The following is a 16,162-nucleotide window of genomic DNA, read 5'->3' as shown; positions in this document are numbered from 1 at the left end:
ACCTCATTCGGCAGCACTGCTGTCACCAGAAGTCGCCTCCCACAAACCTGTACGACGCTAGCGTCAGTGCATGATCGTATGGCTCAACGGCACCCACGGTGCGGGCAAGACGACGACCAGTGCGCTCGTGCAGCGGCTGATCCCGGGCTCCCGGGTGTTCGACGCCGAGAAGGTCGGCGAGACGCTCATGGACATCACGCCGGGGCTGCCTGAGACAGACAACTTCCAGCACTGGCCGCCGTGGCGGCCCCTCGTGGTCGAGACCGCCCGGCGCGTACTCGACTACACCGGCGGGACCCTGGTGGTCCCCATGACCGTCCTGGTCGAGGAGTACTGGCGCGAGATCAGCTCGGGCCTCGCCGAGCACGATATTCCGGTCCGGCACTTCGTGCTCCACGCCGACCAGAGCACCCTCCGCGAGCGCATCGCCGGCGATACCGTCCTCGGCCCCGACTCCCCGTTCCGCCTCCGATACCTCGAGCCCTACGCCGAGGCGGCCCGCACGTGGCTGCACGCCGAGGCCGAGGTCGTCGACACCACGCACCTCACGCCCGACGGGGTCGCCCTGCGGATCGCGGAGGCCGTCAAGAGTTGAGTCCTCTCGGCTCCGCATCCTCACAGGTGACAACAAGACTGCCTATGTGACAACTACCGTGCGTCGGCTCACGAATACGTTTCTAGCAGGTCCGGAATTCGGCTGGGTCAGAACCGGAACGAAATTGATGACACGGACGTGAAATCTGCGCGAAGGACATCTGCCCGCGTGCCCCATTCTGTGAAATACGACTCCGTGATGGCCTCCGCGACGATCGGATGCAGATCCTCCTCCGTCGCACCGGCTTCCTGGAGCTCCAGGATCTGCTTCACGTAGGTGGGCGAGATGTCCGTGGTGATCTGGCGCTCGCGGCCGTCGTCCGAGCTGCCCGTGCACGTGAACCCGAAGTAGGCCGTCACGTCCACCATCATCCCCCTGGAGGTCGCCGCCGCCGCGCGTGCCTGTGCCCTGACCTGCGGTTGCCACTCGGATTCCGTCTCCTCCACCAGGGTGGCCTGGAGGCGCTTCTGCGGGGTCGTCAGGGTCCAGGCACGGTAGCGCTCCACGGTGCGGCGCGAGACGCCCAGACGCCCAGCTAAGGGCTGTCCCGTAACTCGGCACAGAGGTCAGCGGGACGTCGCCGCCGGATCACTCTGTCCGGTTCTGACCCAACTCGCGGCGTCAACAGGATTTCGGGAAAGCAGGTCGAACCGGACACCGGTCAACGGTCTTCGGAGTTACGGGACAGCCCTTAGGGCCTTGGTCGACCCCTTCGCCCGCCTGAGAAGGAATTTCACCTGAGCCTTTGCGGATTTCGGCGCGGGCCGGGTGAACACCTGCCGCTCCGCCCGCGCGAGGGCTTCCAGGACCTTGCCGCGGCGTGGGGCTGGCTGCTGCTGCTTGTGATCGTTCATCCCTCCAGGGGCTCACGGATCGCCTGTGGACAGCGGCCAGGCCCTCGCTACGGGCGGCAGCTCGTCATCCGCGGCGCCCTGCCCGGCCCCGCGCGCTGAGCCGGTGCCCCGGGCGGCTGTCCGTACGGTGGAAGGCGTGACGACGTCCTCCGCCCCCGAGCCGGTGCCCATCCGTGTGCTGCTGCCCGGGGACCAGGAGGTCGTCGCGCACCTGTGGTCCCGGCGTCAGACGCCCGACGGCTGGCGGTACGAGGTCGGCCTCTCGGCGTACCGCAACGGTTCCGGGGACACAGGATGTCCACCTGGCGGGCGGCGGGCTGCCGGGCGTACGCGGCCAGCAGACCGGAGAGGAAACCGGCGTCGCCGCCCGGTTTGAGTATGAGCCGCAGCCGGGCCTGGGTGTCCCCGGCCCGCTGGGCGTGCCAGACGGCGGCGTCGACCGCGTTGAGCGCGTGCCGGCCGTGTTCCCGCAGCGCCTCCCCCGCCGGGGTGAGCTCGACATGTCGGCTGGAGCGGACGAAGAGCGGGACACCGAGCCGGGTCTCGATCCGGCGGATGACCTTCGAGAGCGCCGGCTGGGCGATGGCGAGCCGTACGGCGGCCCGGCCGAAGTGCAGTTCGTCGGCGAGCGCGATGAAGTGCTCCAGCTCGCGGGTCTCCAGTGCGGTCATGCCTCCAGGTTATTGGCGGTGGTCGTCTCCTTCGGCCGGCCGCCGTCCTGTGTCGGGCCGGCCCAGTACCTCGCGGATGTCGAACGGGTCGTGCTCGGCTCCGGCTCCGCGCGGTCGGCGGCGACGGGTAAACCACAGGCGTACGACGCGGAGTGTACGGGGTGCCGGTGGATCTCAGGTCTGGGTGTGACGACCGGCCGGCGCGGCGCTCGTACTGTCATGTCTGGGTCGAGCGACGACCCGTCAGCGAGCGGGCCGCGGCACTGGAGAGCGCGCGGTCCGCGCCACCGAAATGGGGGATGCACTATGAACTTCCGTGCCACGGCCGCCCGGGCGGCCGTCACCACATCCGCGATCGCCGCCGCGACGATGCTGTTCGGCACCCAGGCCGCCGTCGCCGCCACCGACGACAGCTTCGCCGTCTCCACGACGAGCGGCGGGTGCGGCGCGGTCAACTTCGTCGACTACGGCGAGGGAGCCCCGGGCGGCGGCGCCAACGACGACTACCTCGTCATCCACGACTACTGCGGGGACGGCCGGGGCGTCCGGGCCTACGCCTGGATCGACGACATCTATCTCGGCGCGAAGAACAACACCAACGGGCTGAACGGCTCCGCCGTCGTCTGGGACCCCTTCGCGGACTACGGGAACATCATCGCCGGTGACCGGGTGGGCATCAAGGTGTGCCTCTTCGACTCCGCCGGCACCCTCAGCAGGTGCGCCGAGGCGTCACGGGTGAGCGTCGACGGCTGAGGCCGGCCGACCGTGCGGTGTGCCGCCGTCGAGGTGGCGCGCCGCGCGGTCAGCGGGACTGTCCGGGGACGACCAGTCCGCTCTCGTACGCCATGACGACCGCCTGGGCACGGCTGTTGAGGGAGAGCTTGCTCATGATCCGGTGCAGATGGGTCTTGACCGTGCACTCGGTGACATGGAGCCGCCCGGCGATAGTGTCGTTGCCGACGCCCTGGCCGACCAGCCGCAGAACCTCCCTCTCCCGCGCGGTCAGCTCCGGCAGCGCCTCCGGCTCGGCTACCGAGGCCGGCTGCCTGGTATAGGCCTCCACCAGACGCCGGGTCACGGCCGGGGCGAAGAGCATCTCCCCCTGGGTCACGACCCGGACCGCATCGGTCCGGGTGTGACTGAGCGCTTCAGTTGGCGAGTTGAGCGTTGTAGTCGGTGAGCAAGCCGATCTCGCCCGACGCACAAGCTCTCGCCGCCCGGATTGACCGGGAGGCTACAGCCCGGCCCGCCCGGGGTGATGGCGCATGAGGAGACGAGGTGCGCGTGTGTCGGGGTGTGGTCAAGGCTTCGTGTCAGGACCGGGCGAGGACGCAGAACTCGTGACCCTCCGGGTCGGTAAGAGGCGTCCACGGAACGTCGCCCTGGCCGACATCGAGGTCGGCAGCGCCGAGGGCCCGCAGCCGGTCGACCTCCGCTGCTTTGTCGTCATCAAGGTCCGGTACCAGGTCAAGGTGGACTCGGTCCGGCACAGTCTTCACGCCGGGAGAGCGGAGGAACTCAAGATACGGGCCGACACCCTTGGGCGAGCGCCACATCGCATGGTCGTCCGTCACCTCGTGCAGGGTCCAGTCCATCGCCTCGTCCCAGAACCGGGCCATGGCCCGCGGATCCGTGCAGTCGACCACCACTGCGGCGATCGGCCCGGTGTCCTGGTAGATCTCGCGAGGTTCCAGCACGCAGAACTCGTTGCCCTCGGGGTCGGCGAGGACCGTCCACGGCACCTCTCCCTGGCCCACGTCGGCGGGCGTCGCACCGAGAGCCTTCAGGTGCGCGACCAGTTCCGCCTGATGGGCCACGGAGGTGGTGGCGAGATCGAGGTGTATACGGTTCTTCGCCGATGCCCTGGGTTCCGGGACGGGGACGACGTCGATGCCGACAAAGACCGGGTCAGGCCAGACGAGGCCCCCGGCGGGTCCGACGTAGGTGGTCACACCGGGGCTGTAAGCACTCCAGCCGAGCGCCTCCGCCCAGAACCCACCGACCGCCGAGGGATCAAGAGCCTTGATGTTCACCATGACAGGTCTCAGCGCCATGCCGGCGATCCTATGCGCCCGCCCCGCACCGGCATCTGCGCCGTCGCCAAACAGAGAGCGACTCGCTCATAGGTCGCCAGGCCCAGCTCGCCAACGAAGGCTCAACCTCGCCAAGTGAACTTCTCACTCGCCAGATGGAGCACTCAGACACACCGGGGCTCGCGGGCTGTTCGGGGCGCGGCTGCTACAGGTCGAACTCGAGGTGCTCGATGTCCGTGAACCGGACCTCTTCCAGGGAGCCGGCACGGCGGCCGCCGTCCTGGAAGTACACCTCCTTGAGTCCTTCGGCGGCGATCCCCTGCAGCTCCTGGTCGCTGGCGCCGGCCTCCTGGGCGTCGAAGAGGCGGGCGGCGTACTGCGGGGGCAGGGCGACGGTCAGGTGTCGGATGCGGTCCTGGTCCGTCGACCCGATCGGCGCGGTGTAGCCCATGCGGGCGCGGGTGTCGATGACGATGCCGCCCGTGCTCGCCGCCTTCGCCCTGGCCATGGCCCGGATCTGGGGCTGCCAGCGCTTCTTCACCTCGCGCTCCAGGCGCGCGGCGAGGGCGAGGCGCGGGTTCTTGGCCTTCCCCGCCACGTACCGCTCCACCTGGCGCTGGGACATCCCTAGCAGGTCGGCGACCGGCTTGGTGCCGCCGAGCTTCTTGACCAGGTACCGCATCTGCGGGCCTGCGGTCTTGGGCGCCGGGCGCGTGAACGCCTTTTGCACCGCCTTCTCCAGGCCGTCCCCGAACAGGCTCATCGTGGCACTCTCCTACTCTCCGTTGTCGGCGTCGGTGACGGTGCCGTCCTTGATGTACCGGGCGAGGTTGAGCTCCGGGGCGTTGAACTTCTCCCGGACTTCCTCGCCCCACAGGACTTCCTGCGTGCCCTCGTGCTTGACCAGGCCGGGGTTGACGCCGAGCTTGAAGCCCCCCGGGAGCGGCTTGCCTTCCCGGTAGGGCAGGAAGTCCAGCGGCGAGGGCCCGTTCGCGGCGTAGACGACGCAGTCGGACAGAATCGCGATCGGGTACTGGCCGGTGAACGAGGCGTGCTTGACGATCTTGCGGTGGAGGTTGATCCGGGTGCGGGAGATGACCGCCGCTCGGATGTCGGGCCGCCAGGTCGGGCGGGACAGGGCGCGCCACGGCTCGCCGGGCCGCCAGCCCTCGGCACGTGGCCGCTCGCGGAGCTTGCCCAGGCCGCCCTTGACCGTCGCCTTGATCGCCGAGATGACGATCGCCAGCTCGGGGTCGCGGTCCTTGTAGCCGTCCATCGCCGTGAGGAAGTCCTCGGGGGCGAGGTCGGCGTGGACGCCGAGGTCGGCCATCGTGGCGAGGTAGGCGTCGCGCAGCCGGTTGTACCAGCCGTCCAAGTAGCGGCCATTCTCCCGCCGCACCCACGCCTCGACCGGCCGCACCTCGTAGCCGAGCTCCGCCGCGTACGCCACGGTGGGCGTCGAATACCAGGCCGGGCCTTCCGGCCGCTCGCCCTTCGGCGTGAAGGGGGAGGGCAGCAGCGAGCCGTCCAGCTCCACCCACTCCTTGCCCACCTTCACGCGGGACAGGTCGACATGGCTGAGGTCGACCAACCACGAGCCGGGCAGCTTCGGGTCGAACGCCGGGCCCTTGATGTGCGTCGCCTCACCGAGGCCGACGGTCAGCCCATTCGCGCCGGCGGCGAAGGCCATGTTCACGTCGATGCCGATCAGGTGCCGCAGCGTGCACTCCGCATCCGTCATCGGCCGTGCCCAGTCGTACGCCTCCTCGAACAGCTTCTCCGCAGGTCCCCGCACGTGGAAGCGGGGCAGGTCCTTGAGGACCGGGTGGCCGTCGGGGACCTCGCACGGCGGCCAGTTCATCGGGTCGATGGCGTCCTTGCCCAGCGAGCCGGGGTTGTGCTCGGAGTGCCGCTTGCCGTCGGCGTCCGGCTCAGAGGCGCGCGTCGGCGGGTGCAGCGCGGTCATCAGCTCCAGGCCGGTCACGGCCGTGGAGCCGCGCGGCGTCATCACCCGCGAGGCGTACACGCCCAGGACGCGGGCGAGCTCCGCTGGCGGAAGCTGCCCCGCGGTCCCCCAGTGCCGGGTGTCCAGCGCGTTCCACGACGGGATGCACAGCTGCACGCACGCGCGCTCCGAACCGGTCGCGGGGCGGTAGATCCGCGCCCACGGCCCGAAGCCCCGCTTCGTCAGCTTCCACTCCGCGCGGGCCAGCTGCTTGATGACCTTGTGGCCCTCCGGGATCCGCCCGGCGTGCTTCTCCTCCTCCGTGAGCGTGACGGGCAGGCCATAGCGCTCCAGGGCGGCCTCGGTGAGCACGATCAGCGGGTCGGCGTCCTTGCCCGGCCCCGACAGCTTCGGAGCCCCGAGCTTCGCCTCGCGCAGCATCCAGTCGACCAGGGCGGGGATGGACTTGGCGGGCACGTCCAGGACCAGGCCGCCAGTGCAGTACGCCAGCACTTTGCCCTCCTCGTCGGCGTCGACGACCGCCAGCGGCCCGTTCTCGAACCGCGGATCACCATCGCCCGCCCGGGTGCCGGCCGGAGCCGCCTTCCTCGCACCCGGACGGCGCGACGTCGACGACGGCCTGGTGGTGCGCGCCGGACGGGTCGCGGCCGCCGGAGCAGCGGCCACGGGGGTAGGGGGCTGAGGGTTCTCGGTTGGAGTCATGGCCGCAGCCTCGGGCGCCTGGCCTGTGGACAGCGTCTGCGCTTCCGTCGGGGCGGGCGCGGCGGTGAACGTGGCCGGCACCGCAGCCTCGGCGACCGGTGCCGGGGCGGGTGTGGCCGTGTCGGCCTGGGTGGCGGGGTAGAGCTCCGCGAGCTTGTCCAGCAGCCGGGCATAGGCGTCGCGCTCGGGCGGGCGGGGCTCGGTCTTGCCGGACTCCCAGCCCGACACCGTGGCCCGGCGCACCTTCAGCGCGGTGGCCACCTCATCGATCGTCAGGCCGTGCGCGGCACGCAGCCGCTTGCGCTCCACCGGCGGCGGCAGAGCGGCGCGGGACGCGAGCAGGGCGTCGACCGCGTCGAACAACTCGGACATGAAAGCACCTCCTGAGCAATACCCTACCACGTGAAGCGTACATTACACGTACGTTCACCGTACATATCGCGTACGCTCGCTCTGTCGAGTGAAGCGACACTTCACGCTGATGTCCGGCGAAGACTGAGCTCGGAAAGCAGCGCTCGCACCCTGCTCGGCGAACTGCCTGGACTCGGCAGCGACGCTGACCTCATCGCTCACCACACAACTAAGGGGGGCGGCCCCGTATCAGGACCGCCCCCCTCAGCCGATGCTCCCGGCCGCCGGCTCTGGGGCGCCGCCGCGGCCGAACCAGGTATACGAAGGCCCGCAGTTCTACGGTGTCGTGCTCGCCTGGCGGCGCTTGGCGCGTTCGACCTGCCGAAGCAGCAGGTCGGCGAACTGGACGATCTCGGCTGCCTCGATCGGGTCGTCGAAGTCGACGGTGCGGTGGCTGGCGGGGTTCTTGTACGCGCCCATGGCGCCGGCGAACAGCGCGGAGGCGGCTTCCTGCTCACCGCCTTCGGCGCCGGCGTCGGCGAGCGGGCCGCCGGCTTTGCCGTTCTGGTGGGGCTGGAACGCTGCACGCATCAGCTTCACGCCGACCAGGGAGTTGTCGAGGCCGGAGGCGTCCCGGACGGCGACTTCGACCGCCTTCATCGCGGCGAAGCACGCGGTCTCGTAGTCACCCAGGTCAAAGTTGGTGCGCACGGTGTCTTCGAGGGCCGGGTGGAGCGGGCCGGACAGCCGCTGGCGGGCTTCGAATCGCGTGATGCCCTCGGGATCCTTCGCCAGGACCATGCCGTCGCGGGAGAGCTGACGGAAGGCTTCCGACTGACTGGGCACCTGGGACAGCAGCGCGTGTGCCTCCAGCCAGGACCATGCATCGGAGAGGCGGTCAAGGAGCACCTCTGTGTCCGGCTCGTCCTGGAACGCCTGTTGGGCCGAGCCCATAGTTCCTCGGTACTGGAGGAAGCCGGTGCCGGAGGCGAGGTGCTTCAGGAGGAGGAGTGCAACGTCCCGGGTGGGCAGCTGCCGGATCTGTTCCGCCGGAACCGGCGGTATGAACGTGTACCTCATGGGCGCACGTTACGGCCTGGCACCGACAGCCGAGTGCCGTAGCTCGACAAACGAGGACGCACTCGGCCTGGACACCTCGGACGACGAAGAAGACCTGCGGGACGTCGTCGAAGCCGACGCCGAACAGGTCTTCACTGACTGGCGCTTCCGCTGAAACCGACCGGACGGAGCGCACGAACTCACCCGGCCTGACACAGCGCATGAGCACTGGCCGCACGGGCCTGCCCGGCACGCTCGGCACGGGCGCGGCGGATGGCTGTCGTGTGCACGGCTTCGGCGGCCCGCCACTGCTGGGCACGGACGTCCTCGAGCGACATCGGCACCTCGCTCTCCTGGCCCTGCTCGACGTCAGGGAAAGCGGTGGTGGCGAACTTGCGGCGGATCTGCTCCTGTCGTACGACGGCGGCGGCCAGGGCCGGGTCCTCATGGCGGGGTGGGGCGACCGCGCGGTGAGCGGCGAGAGCCCGGCGATAGTTGGCGGACGCGCTCTCCTGTGTCTTCACCGGCCCAGCCAGAACGACCCGCTACGGGGCCGGGTTCTCGGCGGTCGGCGGAGCAGGGCCCGTTCCTCGGCCTCGACCAAAGGACTATTCCCAGGGCGCGGACCTGCGGGTACGGTCGGTCTCCACAGCGCCCGGACGGTACCGGTGTGACCGGGGGCGACGATGGACCGCGACGTCGGGTGGGATACGGCGACATTGGATGGGGTGTGACGGGGAGGCAGGTGTCATGACGGCAGACCAGGGCGGGGTCCCCGGGGCCGTACCGGGGGCAGGTGGACCAGCTGGTGCGGCCGGCTCTGCTCGGGAGCCGGAGCGTCCCTTACCCGAGTCTGGCAGAACAGCCGGCGCGGCTGACTCTGCCGAACCCGCCTCCGAGACCAGCAGGCCGACCGGTACAAGCAGCCCAGCCGTAGCCACACCCGAGTCTGGCGGGCCGAACGGTACGAGCAGGGCTGCTCAGGAGCCGGAGCGGCCCTTCTTGCAACGCCCGCAGGGGATCATCGCGGTCGTCGGCGGTGCGATCGCTGCCCTGGGCGGGGCCTTGGGGCTGGTGTTCCTGTTGTTCCCGGACCTCCAGCCCCAGCCCGGGTCGGGGGCGGAGATGGAGCTGGTGGACGTCGACCTGGCGAAAGAGGAGGAGATCCGCGCGGACTGGACCTCGGCCGGGGGAGACAAGACGGGCGAGACGGTGCCGTGGAAGGCGTCGCTCGTCACCGTGGTCCTGCGCAACAGCGGGGAGAACCCTGCCCTGGTGTCGCAGGCACAGTTCGACTTCAGCTCCATCACGCGGGTGGGATGCCCCTACGGAGGAGGGGGCCAGGAGGAAGTCAAGGCCCGGTACGACATCAAGGTTCCCAACAACGCCAAGGCGCCTTTCCAGCAAATTCGTAAGCTGAAGTACTCCCTTTCCCCGCACGAGCAGGAACGGATCGCCTTCACCGTGGGGCCGAAGACGGCCTCCGAAGGGGTCATGCCCAGCGTCTACACCTTCACGATCACCCTGCGCCTCGACGACGGCAGCAGCCTCACAACCCCGAAGATGACGTACATGGATCCCTCCGGCAGCGAGGCCGTACTCACGGCCGGGGAGCAGGTGGCGCGGTACGGCGAGAAGGACAGCCTCACTACCGTGGCCTGTCTGAAGGAGTAGGAGCGTCTGGCGCGTGAACTGAGCGCGGGCTCCCCGTATGTGTCGGCCGAACTAAAGCGCTACAGCTCCAGGCTGACCAGTCTGGTCGGCCGGCTCCCTCAGGGCACCTGATCCCGACGGGACATCGGTCGGGCCGTGACGAGCTGCTGATCTCCCACCCGGCCGGACGCGGCAGGCCCGTCCGCAGCGGGAGAAGCCGATGTGCCACGCTGGAGGCGCCGGGCGGGGCCGCGCCCGTGAAGCCGACGCCGCTCCGCCGGGCACCGGCACCCCGATCAGCGCAGGAGGGACCCGCCGTGGACCGCACCGGTCTCGAGGCCGAGGATGTCGAGTACGAGGTCGTACTCCGCTTCCGCCCCGGCGGGCCGGCCATTTTCGGTGTGTGGTCCAAACCCGAGGTGGCCGACGCGAAGTTCCTGGAGTGGCTCGGAGCACATGGACAGCCCGGCACCGTCCTTACTCTCACTGAGACCATCAGCGGCCAGACGCGCCCGATGAAGACCTGGACCCACGAGGGCGGTCTGCAGGTGGCCAGGGCGGTCTGACCCACGTATGGGGACGGCCCGCATCGCCCGTCCCGTGCCCTGGCCCGGGCGGGCCCCGTTGAAGACGGCGTGGACCATGCCACCGATCCCGTGACCGGCACCTACTCCGACGAGCCCCGCCTCGCTCTACTTACCCACGCCGAGGCCCGCAAGACGGTCGAGCTGCTCCAGCTCCTGGAGCAGCTCGACCCGGCCGGACGCGGCCAGACGGCCGGGCAGCTCGCCGCCGATCTCGCCCGCCGCCTGCCCGCTCTGTAACCGGTCCCGTTCCGCCACGGCGGGATACCGAAGAGGCGCAGAGTCTTCGAAGTCCTTTCGCCGATGATCGGCCGCGCCGTACGGCCTAAAAGGGCCGCTGTGGCAGGCGGGCCCCTTCGTGTCAGCAGCCGTAGGTGGTGCCGTTGGTGGCGGTGTTCCAGTTGCAGGTGCTGATGCTGCCGGTGGAGGTGTTGTCGTCGCGGCTGCCGGGCTTCTTCAGCCGCAGGTCCGGGTTCTTGGCGGTGCTGGTGTTGGGAATGATGTGGCGAGCGTAGCCGCGGTAGATGTGGTGGTTGCCGCTGCTGTCGCGGTAGTTGCGGCCGCTGCCGGTGTGGACGTAGGCCTTGGCGCCGGCCGGCAGGTAGTAGGTGGGCAGGGCGCGGCCGTAGGTGTTGGTGGTGAGGTCGGGGATGTAGCCGCTGGTGTTGACGGTGCGGCTGGTGACGTTCTTGATGACGAAATACTCGCCGTTCAGGTTCAGCTGGGTGGTGCCGCTGACGTCGGCTCCGGCGGCGTTGGGCCGCACATGGGTGATCATCAGGGCGCCGGTGGTGGAGGCTGCCTGGCTCGGCGTGGCCAGGGCGACCATGCCGAGTGCGGCGGATGCGACTGCGGCGATACGTACGGTACGGCTCATCAAGAACCTTTCAGGAGAAAGGGGGGTGGCATCAGAGGAGTGCGATCATCGCACCCGGAGAGCCCTGGATGTGTGGAAACTGTGAAGTTCGACCAGGGGTACGCGAAGCGCCCAGCAGGCTGGCATCAGCGGTCAGTCCGGACGCCGGATGTCTGCGTGCACGCGTGCTCGGAAGCCGGCCTCGCCCGGCACCCGCCACACCGGGGTCACACCGGAGGTGGCCCACTTCTGCTGGAGCCCGTCCATCACCGCGCGCACCGTCTCCTCGCCAGCGGCGGTGACGTTCAGGACGACCAGACCCGGCTCGGCGATGCGCTCCTCGTCGATTCGCATGCCCGCAACGACGACAGCGCCGAGCGGGCTGGTTCGCCAGGTCGGGAGAAGCATCCGAACGGGTGAACCCCTGCTCCTGCACCGTAGAGCCGGGGCATCACGGCTGACACCACTCGCCTCAGAACGGCGGATCGTCGGGCCCGGGGCCGTTCGACGACCCGGGCAGCTGGCTGGGGCGCAGGCCGCAGCCGCGCGAGAGCCGGAACAGGCGCTGGAGATCGCTCGAATGCTGGTGGAGATCGCGGTCGAAACCGGGTCGGCCGGGATGCGACGAGAGCTGATCACCCTGGAGCGGGCAATGCGCCCGTGGCACGATGCCCCGGTCAGTCGGGACTTCCCCGAGGTGCTGGCGCCCGTGCCGGAGGGGAGCTGATGTGACCAACAAGGTGCCGCTGACCGAGAAACAGATCACTGCAGCGCTCGCCGAGGCGCCCGGCTGGCGTCGCGAGGGCGACGAAATCACTCGGGAGTACTCGATCCGCTACCACGGCGGCGTCGCGATGATCGTGCACGTCGCGGACGTCGAACGGCTGATCAGTCACCACGCCGACATCGACCTGCGGTGGGGGAAGATCCGCTTCGGGATCATGACCCACGACGCCGGCCACAAGCTGACCGGCGCGGACTTCGACCTCGCCCACCGCATCGACGCCATCGCAGCAGCGCACGGGGCAGAGCCGGTCGACGAGTGACCCTCAGCCCTGCAGCGGGCTGGCCTTCTTCATGAGAAGAACGGAGCTCTGGCCCAACTTGACGCCCGCAGAAGCGCGGCGGGCCGCACCAAGAGGTTGCGGCCTGCCGAGTGTCTGGTTCACAGAAGTCAGATCTGCTGCTGGAGCAGGTAGAAGCCGAGACCGACGATGCCGGCGCCGGTGCCGTAGGCGGCGCCGCGCAGGGCGTTGTAGATGAGGGCGGTGCGTCGGCGGGCGATCCAGCGACGGCTGCGGCGGATCCGGGAAGGCTTCTGCGTGGTGCGGGTGCGGCGGATTCGCAGGGTCTCGTCCGCGGTGCGGGTGTGGCGGCTAGTCTTCACGGCAGGTACTCCGTTCTTCGGGGTGCTGTGTGGTCCGGCGGGGGCTGGGCGGCCTAGGAACCTTCGGCCCCGCGCCGGGCCTCCTTCGTCTTTGCTGTCAGGGCGTTTCAGCGGGCGAGTTCCTGGGGCAGGCGGGCGGAGCCCATGAATACGCTCATCTCCGTGTCCCAGGGCAGGGCGCGGGCGAATCCTTCAGCGATTTCGGTGCTGTGCCGGACCGGCTGTGGCAGGTGCTGGTCGGTGAAGCCGAGCATCTGTGCGCTTGCTCGCCAGACCCGTGCGTCCGCGCTCTGCCCGACGGCGGCGTGGTGCGCGGCGAGTAGATGCGCGGCCAGCGGGTCTCCGGCGCCTGCGGCGAACCTCCACCAGTACAAAGCGCTCTCTCTGCGGTCGAGGCTGTAGAGCAGGCAGGCGAAGGTGCGGGCGCCTGCCTCGTCGTAGTCGGCGGCGAAGTCGGCGAGGGTGTCGATGTCGTCGGAGCGCAGCACGTTCTCGCACAGGACCTGGATGTAGGCGAGGACGGCGAACTGGGAGGCGGCGGGGTCGGAGGTGACGATGGGGGTGGGGCGGCGGCGCGTTCGGCGGTGCACGGGCCGGGTCGGGCCGCCCGGGTGCGTGGTGCTGATGCCGGGGCCGGGGGCCGGCGGCGGGAGCTGGGAGGCGGGGTGGGCCGTTGTGTCGGTGTCGGGACGGTCTGCGGTACGGCGCTGGACGGTGTCGGTGACGGCGTAGGAGACGCGGGCGGGGCGGCGGGACTCCTCTGCGATGCGGGTGGCGAGGCGGTCCATGAAGTCATCGGTGTCATGCCGGTCCGCCTGTTCTCGCAGGTAGTGCACCTGCTTGGAGAGGAGGTCTTCCAGCATCAGCTGTCCCCTTTCTCGGTCTCCAGTAGCTCGGCGAGGAACGCCTTGAGCTTCTTGTGGCCCCGGGAGGCCGCGGTCTTGGCCGCTCCGTAGCTGATGTCCAGGTCCCTGGCGATGTCCTCGTAGCTCTCGCCGAGGAGCTTGTGCATCTCCCAGCAGTACGCCTGCTGCGGTGAGATCTTCCGCAGCGCCTCCAGGGCCCGGTCGAGCCGGTCCTGGTCGCGCAGCTCGATGAGGTAGCTGGCGTCGGGACGTTCGGCCAGGCGCAGCTCGCGGCCGACGTGGCGGGCCCGGGCACGGTAGAAGTCGGTGATCTTGTTGTCGAGGATCCTCATGGCCATCGCCATGGGGTTCGCGTGGGCGAGGATGCGTTCCCACTTGCGGTACATGACCAGGGCGGCGTCGCTTAGAGCCTCATCGGCGTCCCGGGGGTCGACAAGGCGACGGAGCGCAATCCGGAAGAACCGGTCCTTGTGCTGGCGGAAGAAGGCGTCGAACGACACGTCCAGGCGGGCGCCAGGCGCCGCGGGCCGGCGCGGTCGGCGGCACCGGGTGGGAGTAGGACTCGGCAAGCTGGGGCCGAGTGGTCTGGACGGTCCGCCGTACGACGGCTTCGAAGCACACCGCGATCATCCGGAAGACGCCGACGACTATGGTCAGCGCGTACCGGGGCGAGTGGAGCTCCACGAAGCCTCCTTCATCAAACAGTTGGAGCCCGGCGGCCGCGGCACTGCGGAACCCCCAGGCGGAACACGAAGTGTGCCCTCACCCTTACTCACCGAGACGGAACCCCCTCAGGGTTACCTTTGCGACGCGTGTTCTCTCTGGAAGGTGCCGGTCCGGTTACACACAGTGCCCGTGACCTGCACTTCTAACCCATTGGAGTGAGGCAGATCACATTGATCCTGGGTTTGATCGCCAACGCACGCCACCCGCGCACTACCCCTTCCGCCAGCACCCGCCCACCCCGCCCCGGCCGTAACGCCCGAACCGCGCTCCCGCGTACGCCCCTTGCTGCTAGTCACTCCGCCAGACTTCAGTCGCTCGTCCTTGCGCAGCACCAGTACTCCTGCCGGTCCGCTGCTCGGGCCGGCGATGACGGCGCGGGCGAGCGCGACAACAAGACCAATACCTCCGGCAGCTCGCCACGCTCAGCCGCTGGGCACCCTGAAGCGACCGACGGGCCGAAGGACCGTTTCCCCGGTGACCTTCTTCCCCGCAGGGAAGACACCCCTGCAGATTCCTGCACATCAGAGGTACTGGAAGCACTATCTCTAGCGTCCGTGATCAAGAACCTGGCACGCGCCGCCGCCCTCGCCCTGCTTCTCACCTCGCTCGCCCTTCCCGCCCAAGCCACCGCCACGACCACACCTGCGCCTACTGCCGCTCGGACCGCGACCGCGCCAGGGCCGTGTTGCTTTCCTTGAGCTTGCCGTTCTCGATCTCCAAGACATCGTTGATCTGCGGTTGACAGTCCAACTCCAACGGCAAACGGTCCGGGCCCGATGTCAGAGGACGACCTTGCGGGTACGGTCGGGCACCACGGCGCACCGGAAAGCAGTGCCGCCTGGGAGGGGACGGGCATGGCCCGCGACAGCGTATGGGGATACGGCGGCATCGGCTGAGAAGTCGCCCAAGACCCAGGCCGGGGCCTCGCGGGGGGACATCGGCTGGGGCGTGACGAGCGCCTGACTACCCGGCACGGTTGGACGGTCAGGCGGGCCGGCCCGGGGCCCGAAGCTGCCGATATGCCAGGCTGGAGGTGCCCGGCAGGGTCGCGCCCGTGAAGCCGACGCCTCCCCGCCGGGCACCGGACATCCCGATCAGCACCAGGAAGACCGACGCCATGGGCAGCATGGTCCTCGAGGAGCAGGACGCCGCGTACGAGGTGGAGTTCCGCTTCGGCCCGGGCGGGCCTGCCATCCTCGGTGTCTGGGCCAAGGCGGAGACGACCGATGCGAAGTTCACGGAGTGGCCCGGGTCCTACGGCCGGGACGAAGCCGTTCTCACCCTGGCCGCCACCTCTAACGGCGTGGCGCGCCCGGTGAGGAACTGGACTGCCAAGGACGGTCTACGGGTAGCCGGGGCGCTCTGACCCGCGTACGAGGACGGCCTTGTGCTCCTCCTCTGCCGTGCGCTGGCGGCCATGATGCTCAGGTTCCAGTGAGCCGAATGCTGTCAGGCGGTGCTGATGCCGGCGAGAGCGTTCTGGAGTTGGCGGACTGCGTCTTCGGCTTCGGTGTACTGCGCGGGGGTGGGTGGGATGGCGCCGAAGGTGGGGCCGTTCTCGTCTGGCAGGGCGCGCCAGTGCAGGACGGGGGTGAGGGCGGTGGCGGCGGCGCCGAGGAACCAGGCCAGGCGTCCGTGGACATGGGCGAGGGCGGAGGAGGACCTTCGGGCTCACGCCCAGTAAATCGCTGCGAGGGGGGCACGGACGTCATGTCCGTGCCCCCCTTCTTCGTGACCACGATGCGAAGACGGTCCGGATTGTTTCGCCAGGGCGGCTATCCGAGCCAGGTGATGGTGAGGACGGACAGGCGGCGCAGGGGGCGGTTGACCCAGTAGGTGAGGGAGAGCTGGCCGATGGA

At 69.4% G+C, this 16,162-nt stretch carries 20 protein-coding genes and 2 pseudogenes; 9 read left to right on the top strand and 13 right to left on the bottom strand.

Annotated features, from left to right (window positions below; all coding sequences use genetic code 11):
• Nucleotides 1-70: 70 nt before the first annotated feature.
• On the top strand, nt 71-595 hold the full coding sequence (locus OO47_RS30245) for an AAA family ATPase (protein WP_030222310.1): 525 nt from the start codon (nt 71-73) through the stop codon (nt 593-595).
• Nucleotides 596-702: 107 nt separating this feature from the next.
• Here OO47_RS30245 and tpg (OO47_RS34265) read toward each other — a convergent pair whose 3' ends face one another.
• Nucleotides 703-1,158 (bottom strand): telomere-protecting terminal protein Tpg, encoded by a 456-nt coding sequence (tpg, locus tag OO47_RS34265; protein ID WP_407696370.1) that lies wholly within the window; start codon nt 1,156-1,158, stop codon nt 703-705.
• Nucleotides 1,159-1,739: 581 nt separating this feature from the next.
• Nucleotides 1,740-2,120 (bottom strand): annotated as a pseudogene (locus OO47_RS35690) (LysR family transcriptional regulator); the annotation flags it as partial.
• A 306-nt stretch (nt 2,121-2,426) separates the two neighbouring features.
• On the opposite strand from OO47_RS35690, the gene OO47_RS30230 reads away from it, so the two are divergent.
• On the top strand, nt 2,427-2,873 hold the full coding sequence (locus OO47_RS30230; RefSeq protein ID WP_030222316.1) for a hypothetical protein: 447 nt from the start codon (nt 2,427-2,429) through the stop codon (nt 2,871-2,873).
• A gap of 49 nt (nt 2,874-2,922) precedes the next feature.
• On the opposite strand, the pseudogene OO47_RS30225 reads toward OO47_RS30230, so the two are convergent.
• The 5 genes and pseudogenes from OO47_RS30225 to OO47_RS30205 form a co-directional block, all read right to left on the bottom strand.
• A pseudogene (locus tag OO47_RS30225) lies at nt 2,923-3,243 on the bottom strand (response regulator transcription factor); the annotation flags it as partial.
• A 190-nt stretch (nt 3,244-3,433) separates the two neighbouring features.
• Nucleotides 3,434-4,174, bottom strand: a complete 741-nt coding sequence (locus tag OO47_RS30220) for a VOC family protein (protein WP_030222321.1) — start codon at nt 4,172-4,174, stop codon at nt 3,434-3,436.
• A 184-nt stretch (nt 4,175-4,358) separates the two neighbouring features.
• Nucleotides 4,359-4,916 (bottom strand): telomere-protecting terminal protein Tpg, encoded by a 558-nt coding sequence (gene tpg / locus OO47_RS30215; protein WP_030222322.1) that lies wholly within the window; start codon nt 4,914-4,916, stop codon nt 4,359-4,361.
• A 12-nt stretch (nt 4,917-4,928) separates the two neighbouring features.
• Nucleotides 4,929-7,193 carry a telomere-associated protein Tap gene (tap, locus tag OO47_RS30210; RefSeq protein ID WP_030222325.1) on the bottom strand — a complete coding sequence of 755 codons (2,265 nt, stop codon included), beginning with the start codon at nt 7,191-7,193 and terminating at the stop codon, nt 4,929-4,931.
• A gap of 315 nt (nt 7,194-7,508) precedes the next feature.
• Nucleotides 7,509-8,252, bottom strand: a complete 744-nt coding sequence (locus OO47_RS30205; RefSeq protein ID WP_078490056.1) for a TIGR02391 family protein — start codon at nt 8,250-8,252, stop codon at nt 7,509-7,511.
• Between OO47_RS30205 and OO47_RS37055 the strand changes: the two genes are divergently transcribed.
• Complete coding sequence (locus tag OO47_RS37055) at nt 8,251-8,406, top strand: hypothetical protein (protein ID WP_158708723.1); 156 nt, start codon at nt 8,251-8,253, stop codon at nt 8,404-8,406. The two genes, OO47_RS30205 and OO47_RS37055, sit on opposite strands and share 2 nt — an antisense overlap.
• 25 nt (nt 8,407-8,431) lie before the next feature.
• Here the strand turns inward: OO47_RS37055 and OO47_RS30195 are convergent, their stop codons facing one another.
• Nucleotides 8,432-8,755 carry a hypothetical protein gene (locus tag OO47_RS30195; protein WP_051716379.1) on the bottom strand — a complete coding sequence of 108 codons (324 nt, stop codon included), beginning with the start codon at nt 8,753-8,755 and terminating at the stop codon, nt 8,432-8,434.
• Between the two features lie 478 nt (nt 8,756-9,233).
• On the opposite strand from OO47_RS30195, the gene OO47_RS30190 reads away from it, so the two are divergent.
• From OO47_RS30190 to OO47_RS30180, 3 genes are all read left to right on the top strand, one after another.
• Nucleotides 9,234-9,905 carry a hypothetical protein gene (locus OO47_RS30190; protein WP_030222334.1) on the top strand — a complete coding sequence of 224 codons (672 nt, stop codon included), beginning with the start codon at nt 9,234-9,236 and terminating at the stop codon, nt 9,903-9,905.
• A 296-nt stretch (nt 9,906-10,201) separates the two neighbouring features.
• Nucleotides 10,202-10,450 carry a hypothetical protein gene (locus OO47_RS30185; RefSeq protein WP_030222337.1) on the top strand — a complete coding sequence of 83 codons (249 nt, stop codon included), beginning with the start codon at nt 10,202-10,204 and terminating at the stop codon, nt 10,448-10,450.
• Between the two features lie 69 nt (nt 10,451-10,519).
• Nucleotides 10,520-10,708, top strand: a complete 189-nt coding sequence (locus OO47_RS30180; protein ID WP_030222340.1) for a hypothetical protein — start codon at nt 10,520-10,522, stop codon at nt 10,706-10,708.
• A gap of 121 nt (nt 10,709-10,829) precedes the next feature.
• Here the strand turns inward: OO47_RS30180 and OO47_RS30175 are convergent, their stop codons facing one another.
• On the bottom strand, nt 10,830-11,345 hold the full coding sequence (locus OO47_RS30175; protein ID WP_030222343.1) for a hypothetical protein: 516 nt from the start codon (nt 11,343-11,345) through the stop codon (nt 10,830-10,832).
• Nucleotides 11,346-11,477: 132 nt separating this feature from the next.
• Entirely contained in the window at nt 11,478-11,678 is a 201-nt protein-coding gene (locus OO47_RS30170) for a DUF6207 family protein (protein WP_030222346.1), read from the bottom strand.
• 226 nt (nt 11,679-11,904) lie between these two features.
• On the opposite strand from OO47_RS30170, the gene OO47_RS35685 reads away from it, so the two are divergent.
• Both OO47_RS35685 and OO47_RS30160 read left to right on the top strand, forming a co-directional pair.
• Nucleotides 11,905-12,051, top strand: a complete 147-nt coding sequence (locus OO47_RS35685) for a hypothetical protein (RefSeq protein WP_324606533.1) — start codon at nt 11,905-11,907, stop codon at nt 12,049-12,051.
• A 1-nt stretch (nt 12,052) separates the two neighbouring features.
• Nucleotides 12,053-12,370, top strand: a complete 318-nt coding sequence (locus OO47_RS30160; RefSeq protein WP_030222352.1) for a 4a-hydroxytetrahydrobiopterin dehydratase — start codon at nt 12,053-12,055, stop codon at nt 12,368-12,370.
• Between the two features lie 128 nt (nt 12,371-12,498).
• Here OO47_RS30160 and OO47_RS30155 read toward each other — a convergent pair whose 3' ends face one another.
• The 3 genes from OO47_RS30155 to OO47_RS30145 form a co-directional block, all read right to left on the bottom strand.
• Nucleotides 12,499-12,711 carry a hypothetical protein gene (locus OO47_RS30155; protein ID WP_030222353.1) on the bottom strand — a complete coding sequence of 71 codons (213 nt, stop codon included), beginning with the start codon at nt 12,709-12,711 and terminating at the stop codon, nt 12,499-12,501.
• Between the two features lie 107 nt (nt 12,712-12,818).
• Entirely contained in the window at nt 12,819-13,574 is a 756-nt protein-coding gene (locus OO47_RS38250; RefSeq protein WP_030222355.1) for a hypothetical protein, read from the bottom strand.
• The gene (locus OO47_RS30145; protein ID WP_051716380.1) at nt 13,574-14,077 is read right to left on the bottom strand and encodes an RNA polymerase sigma factor; all 504 of its coding nucleotides are present in this window, start codon (nt 14,075-14,077) and stop codon (nt 13,574-13,576) included. Before OO47_RS30145 ends, OO47_RS38250 begins: the two co-directional genes overlap by 1 nt.
• A gap of 1,280 nt (nt 14,078-15,357) precedes the next feature.
• Between OO47_RS30145 and OO47_RS30140 the strand changes: the two genes are divergently transcribed.
• Nucleotides 15,358-15,669, top strand: coding sequence for a hypothetical protein (locus OO47_RS30140; protein WP_158708722.1), 312 nt, complete (start codon nt 15,358-15,360; stop codon nt 15,667-15,669).
• Nucleotides 15,670-16,162: the final 493 nt, after the last annotated feature.

The organism is Streptomyces bikiniensis (genome assembly GCF_000716625.1).
Classification (GTDB): domain Bacteria; phylum Actinomycetota; class Actinomycetes; order Streptomycetales; family Streptomycetaceae; genus Streptomyces; species Streptomyces bikiniensis.
Note: the sequence above shows the minus strand (reverse complement) of the source record. Positions and strands in the feature narration are given on the sequence as shown.

Excerpts from the sequence above, each read along its gene's own strand:
- OO47_RS30220 (WP_030222321.1), bottom strand. The coding sequence starts at position 4,174 with ATGGCGCTGAGACCTGTCATGGTGAACATCAAGGCTCTTGATCCCTCG.
- tap (WP_030222325.1), bottom strand. The coding sequence starts at position 7,193 with ATGTCCGAGTTGTTCGACGCGGTCGACGCCCTGCTCGCGTCCCGCGCC.
- OO47_RS35685 (WP_324606533.1), top strand. The coding sequence starts at position 11,905 with ATGCTGGTGGAGATCGCGGTCGAAACCGGGTCGGCCGGGATGCGACGA.
- OO47_RS30175 (WP_030222343.1), bottom strand. The coding sequence starts at position 11,345 with ATGAGCCGTACCGTACGTATCGCCGCAGTCGCATCCGCCGCACTCGGC.
- OO47_RS38250 (WP_030222355.1), bottom strand. The coding sequence starts at position 13,574 with ATGCTGGAAGACCTCCTCTCCAAGCAGGTGCACTACCTGCGAGAACAG.
- tpg (WP_030222322.1), bottom strand. The coding sequence starts at position 4,916 with ATGAGCCTGTTCGGGGACGGCCTGGAGAAGGCGGTGCAAAAGGCGTTC.
- OO47_RS30245 (WP_030222310.1), top strand. The coding sequence starts at position 71 with ATGATCGTATGGCTCAACGGCACCCACGGTGCGGGCAAGACGACGACC.
- OO47_RS37055 (WP_158708723.1), top strand. The coding sequence starts at position 8,251 with ATGGGCGCACGTTACGGCCTGGCACCGACAGCCGAGTGCCGTAGCTCG.
- OO47_RS30205 (WP_078490056.1), bottom strand. The coding sequence starts at position 8,252 with ATGAGGTACACGTTCATACCGCCGGTTCCGGCGGAACAGATCCGGCAG.
- OO47_RS30170 (WP_030222346.1), bottom strand. The coding sequence starts at position 11,678 with ATGCGAATCGACGAGGAGCGCATCGCCGAGCCGGGTCTGGTCGTCCTG.
- OO47_RS30230 (WP_030222316.1), top strand. The coding sequence starts at position 2,427 with ATGAACTTCCGTGCCACGGCCGCCCGGGCGGCCGTCACCACATCCGCG.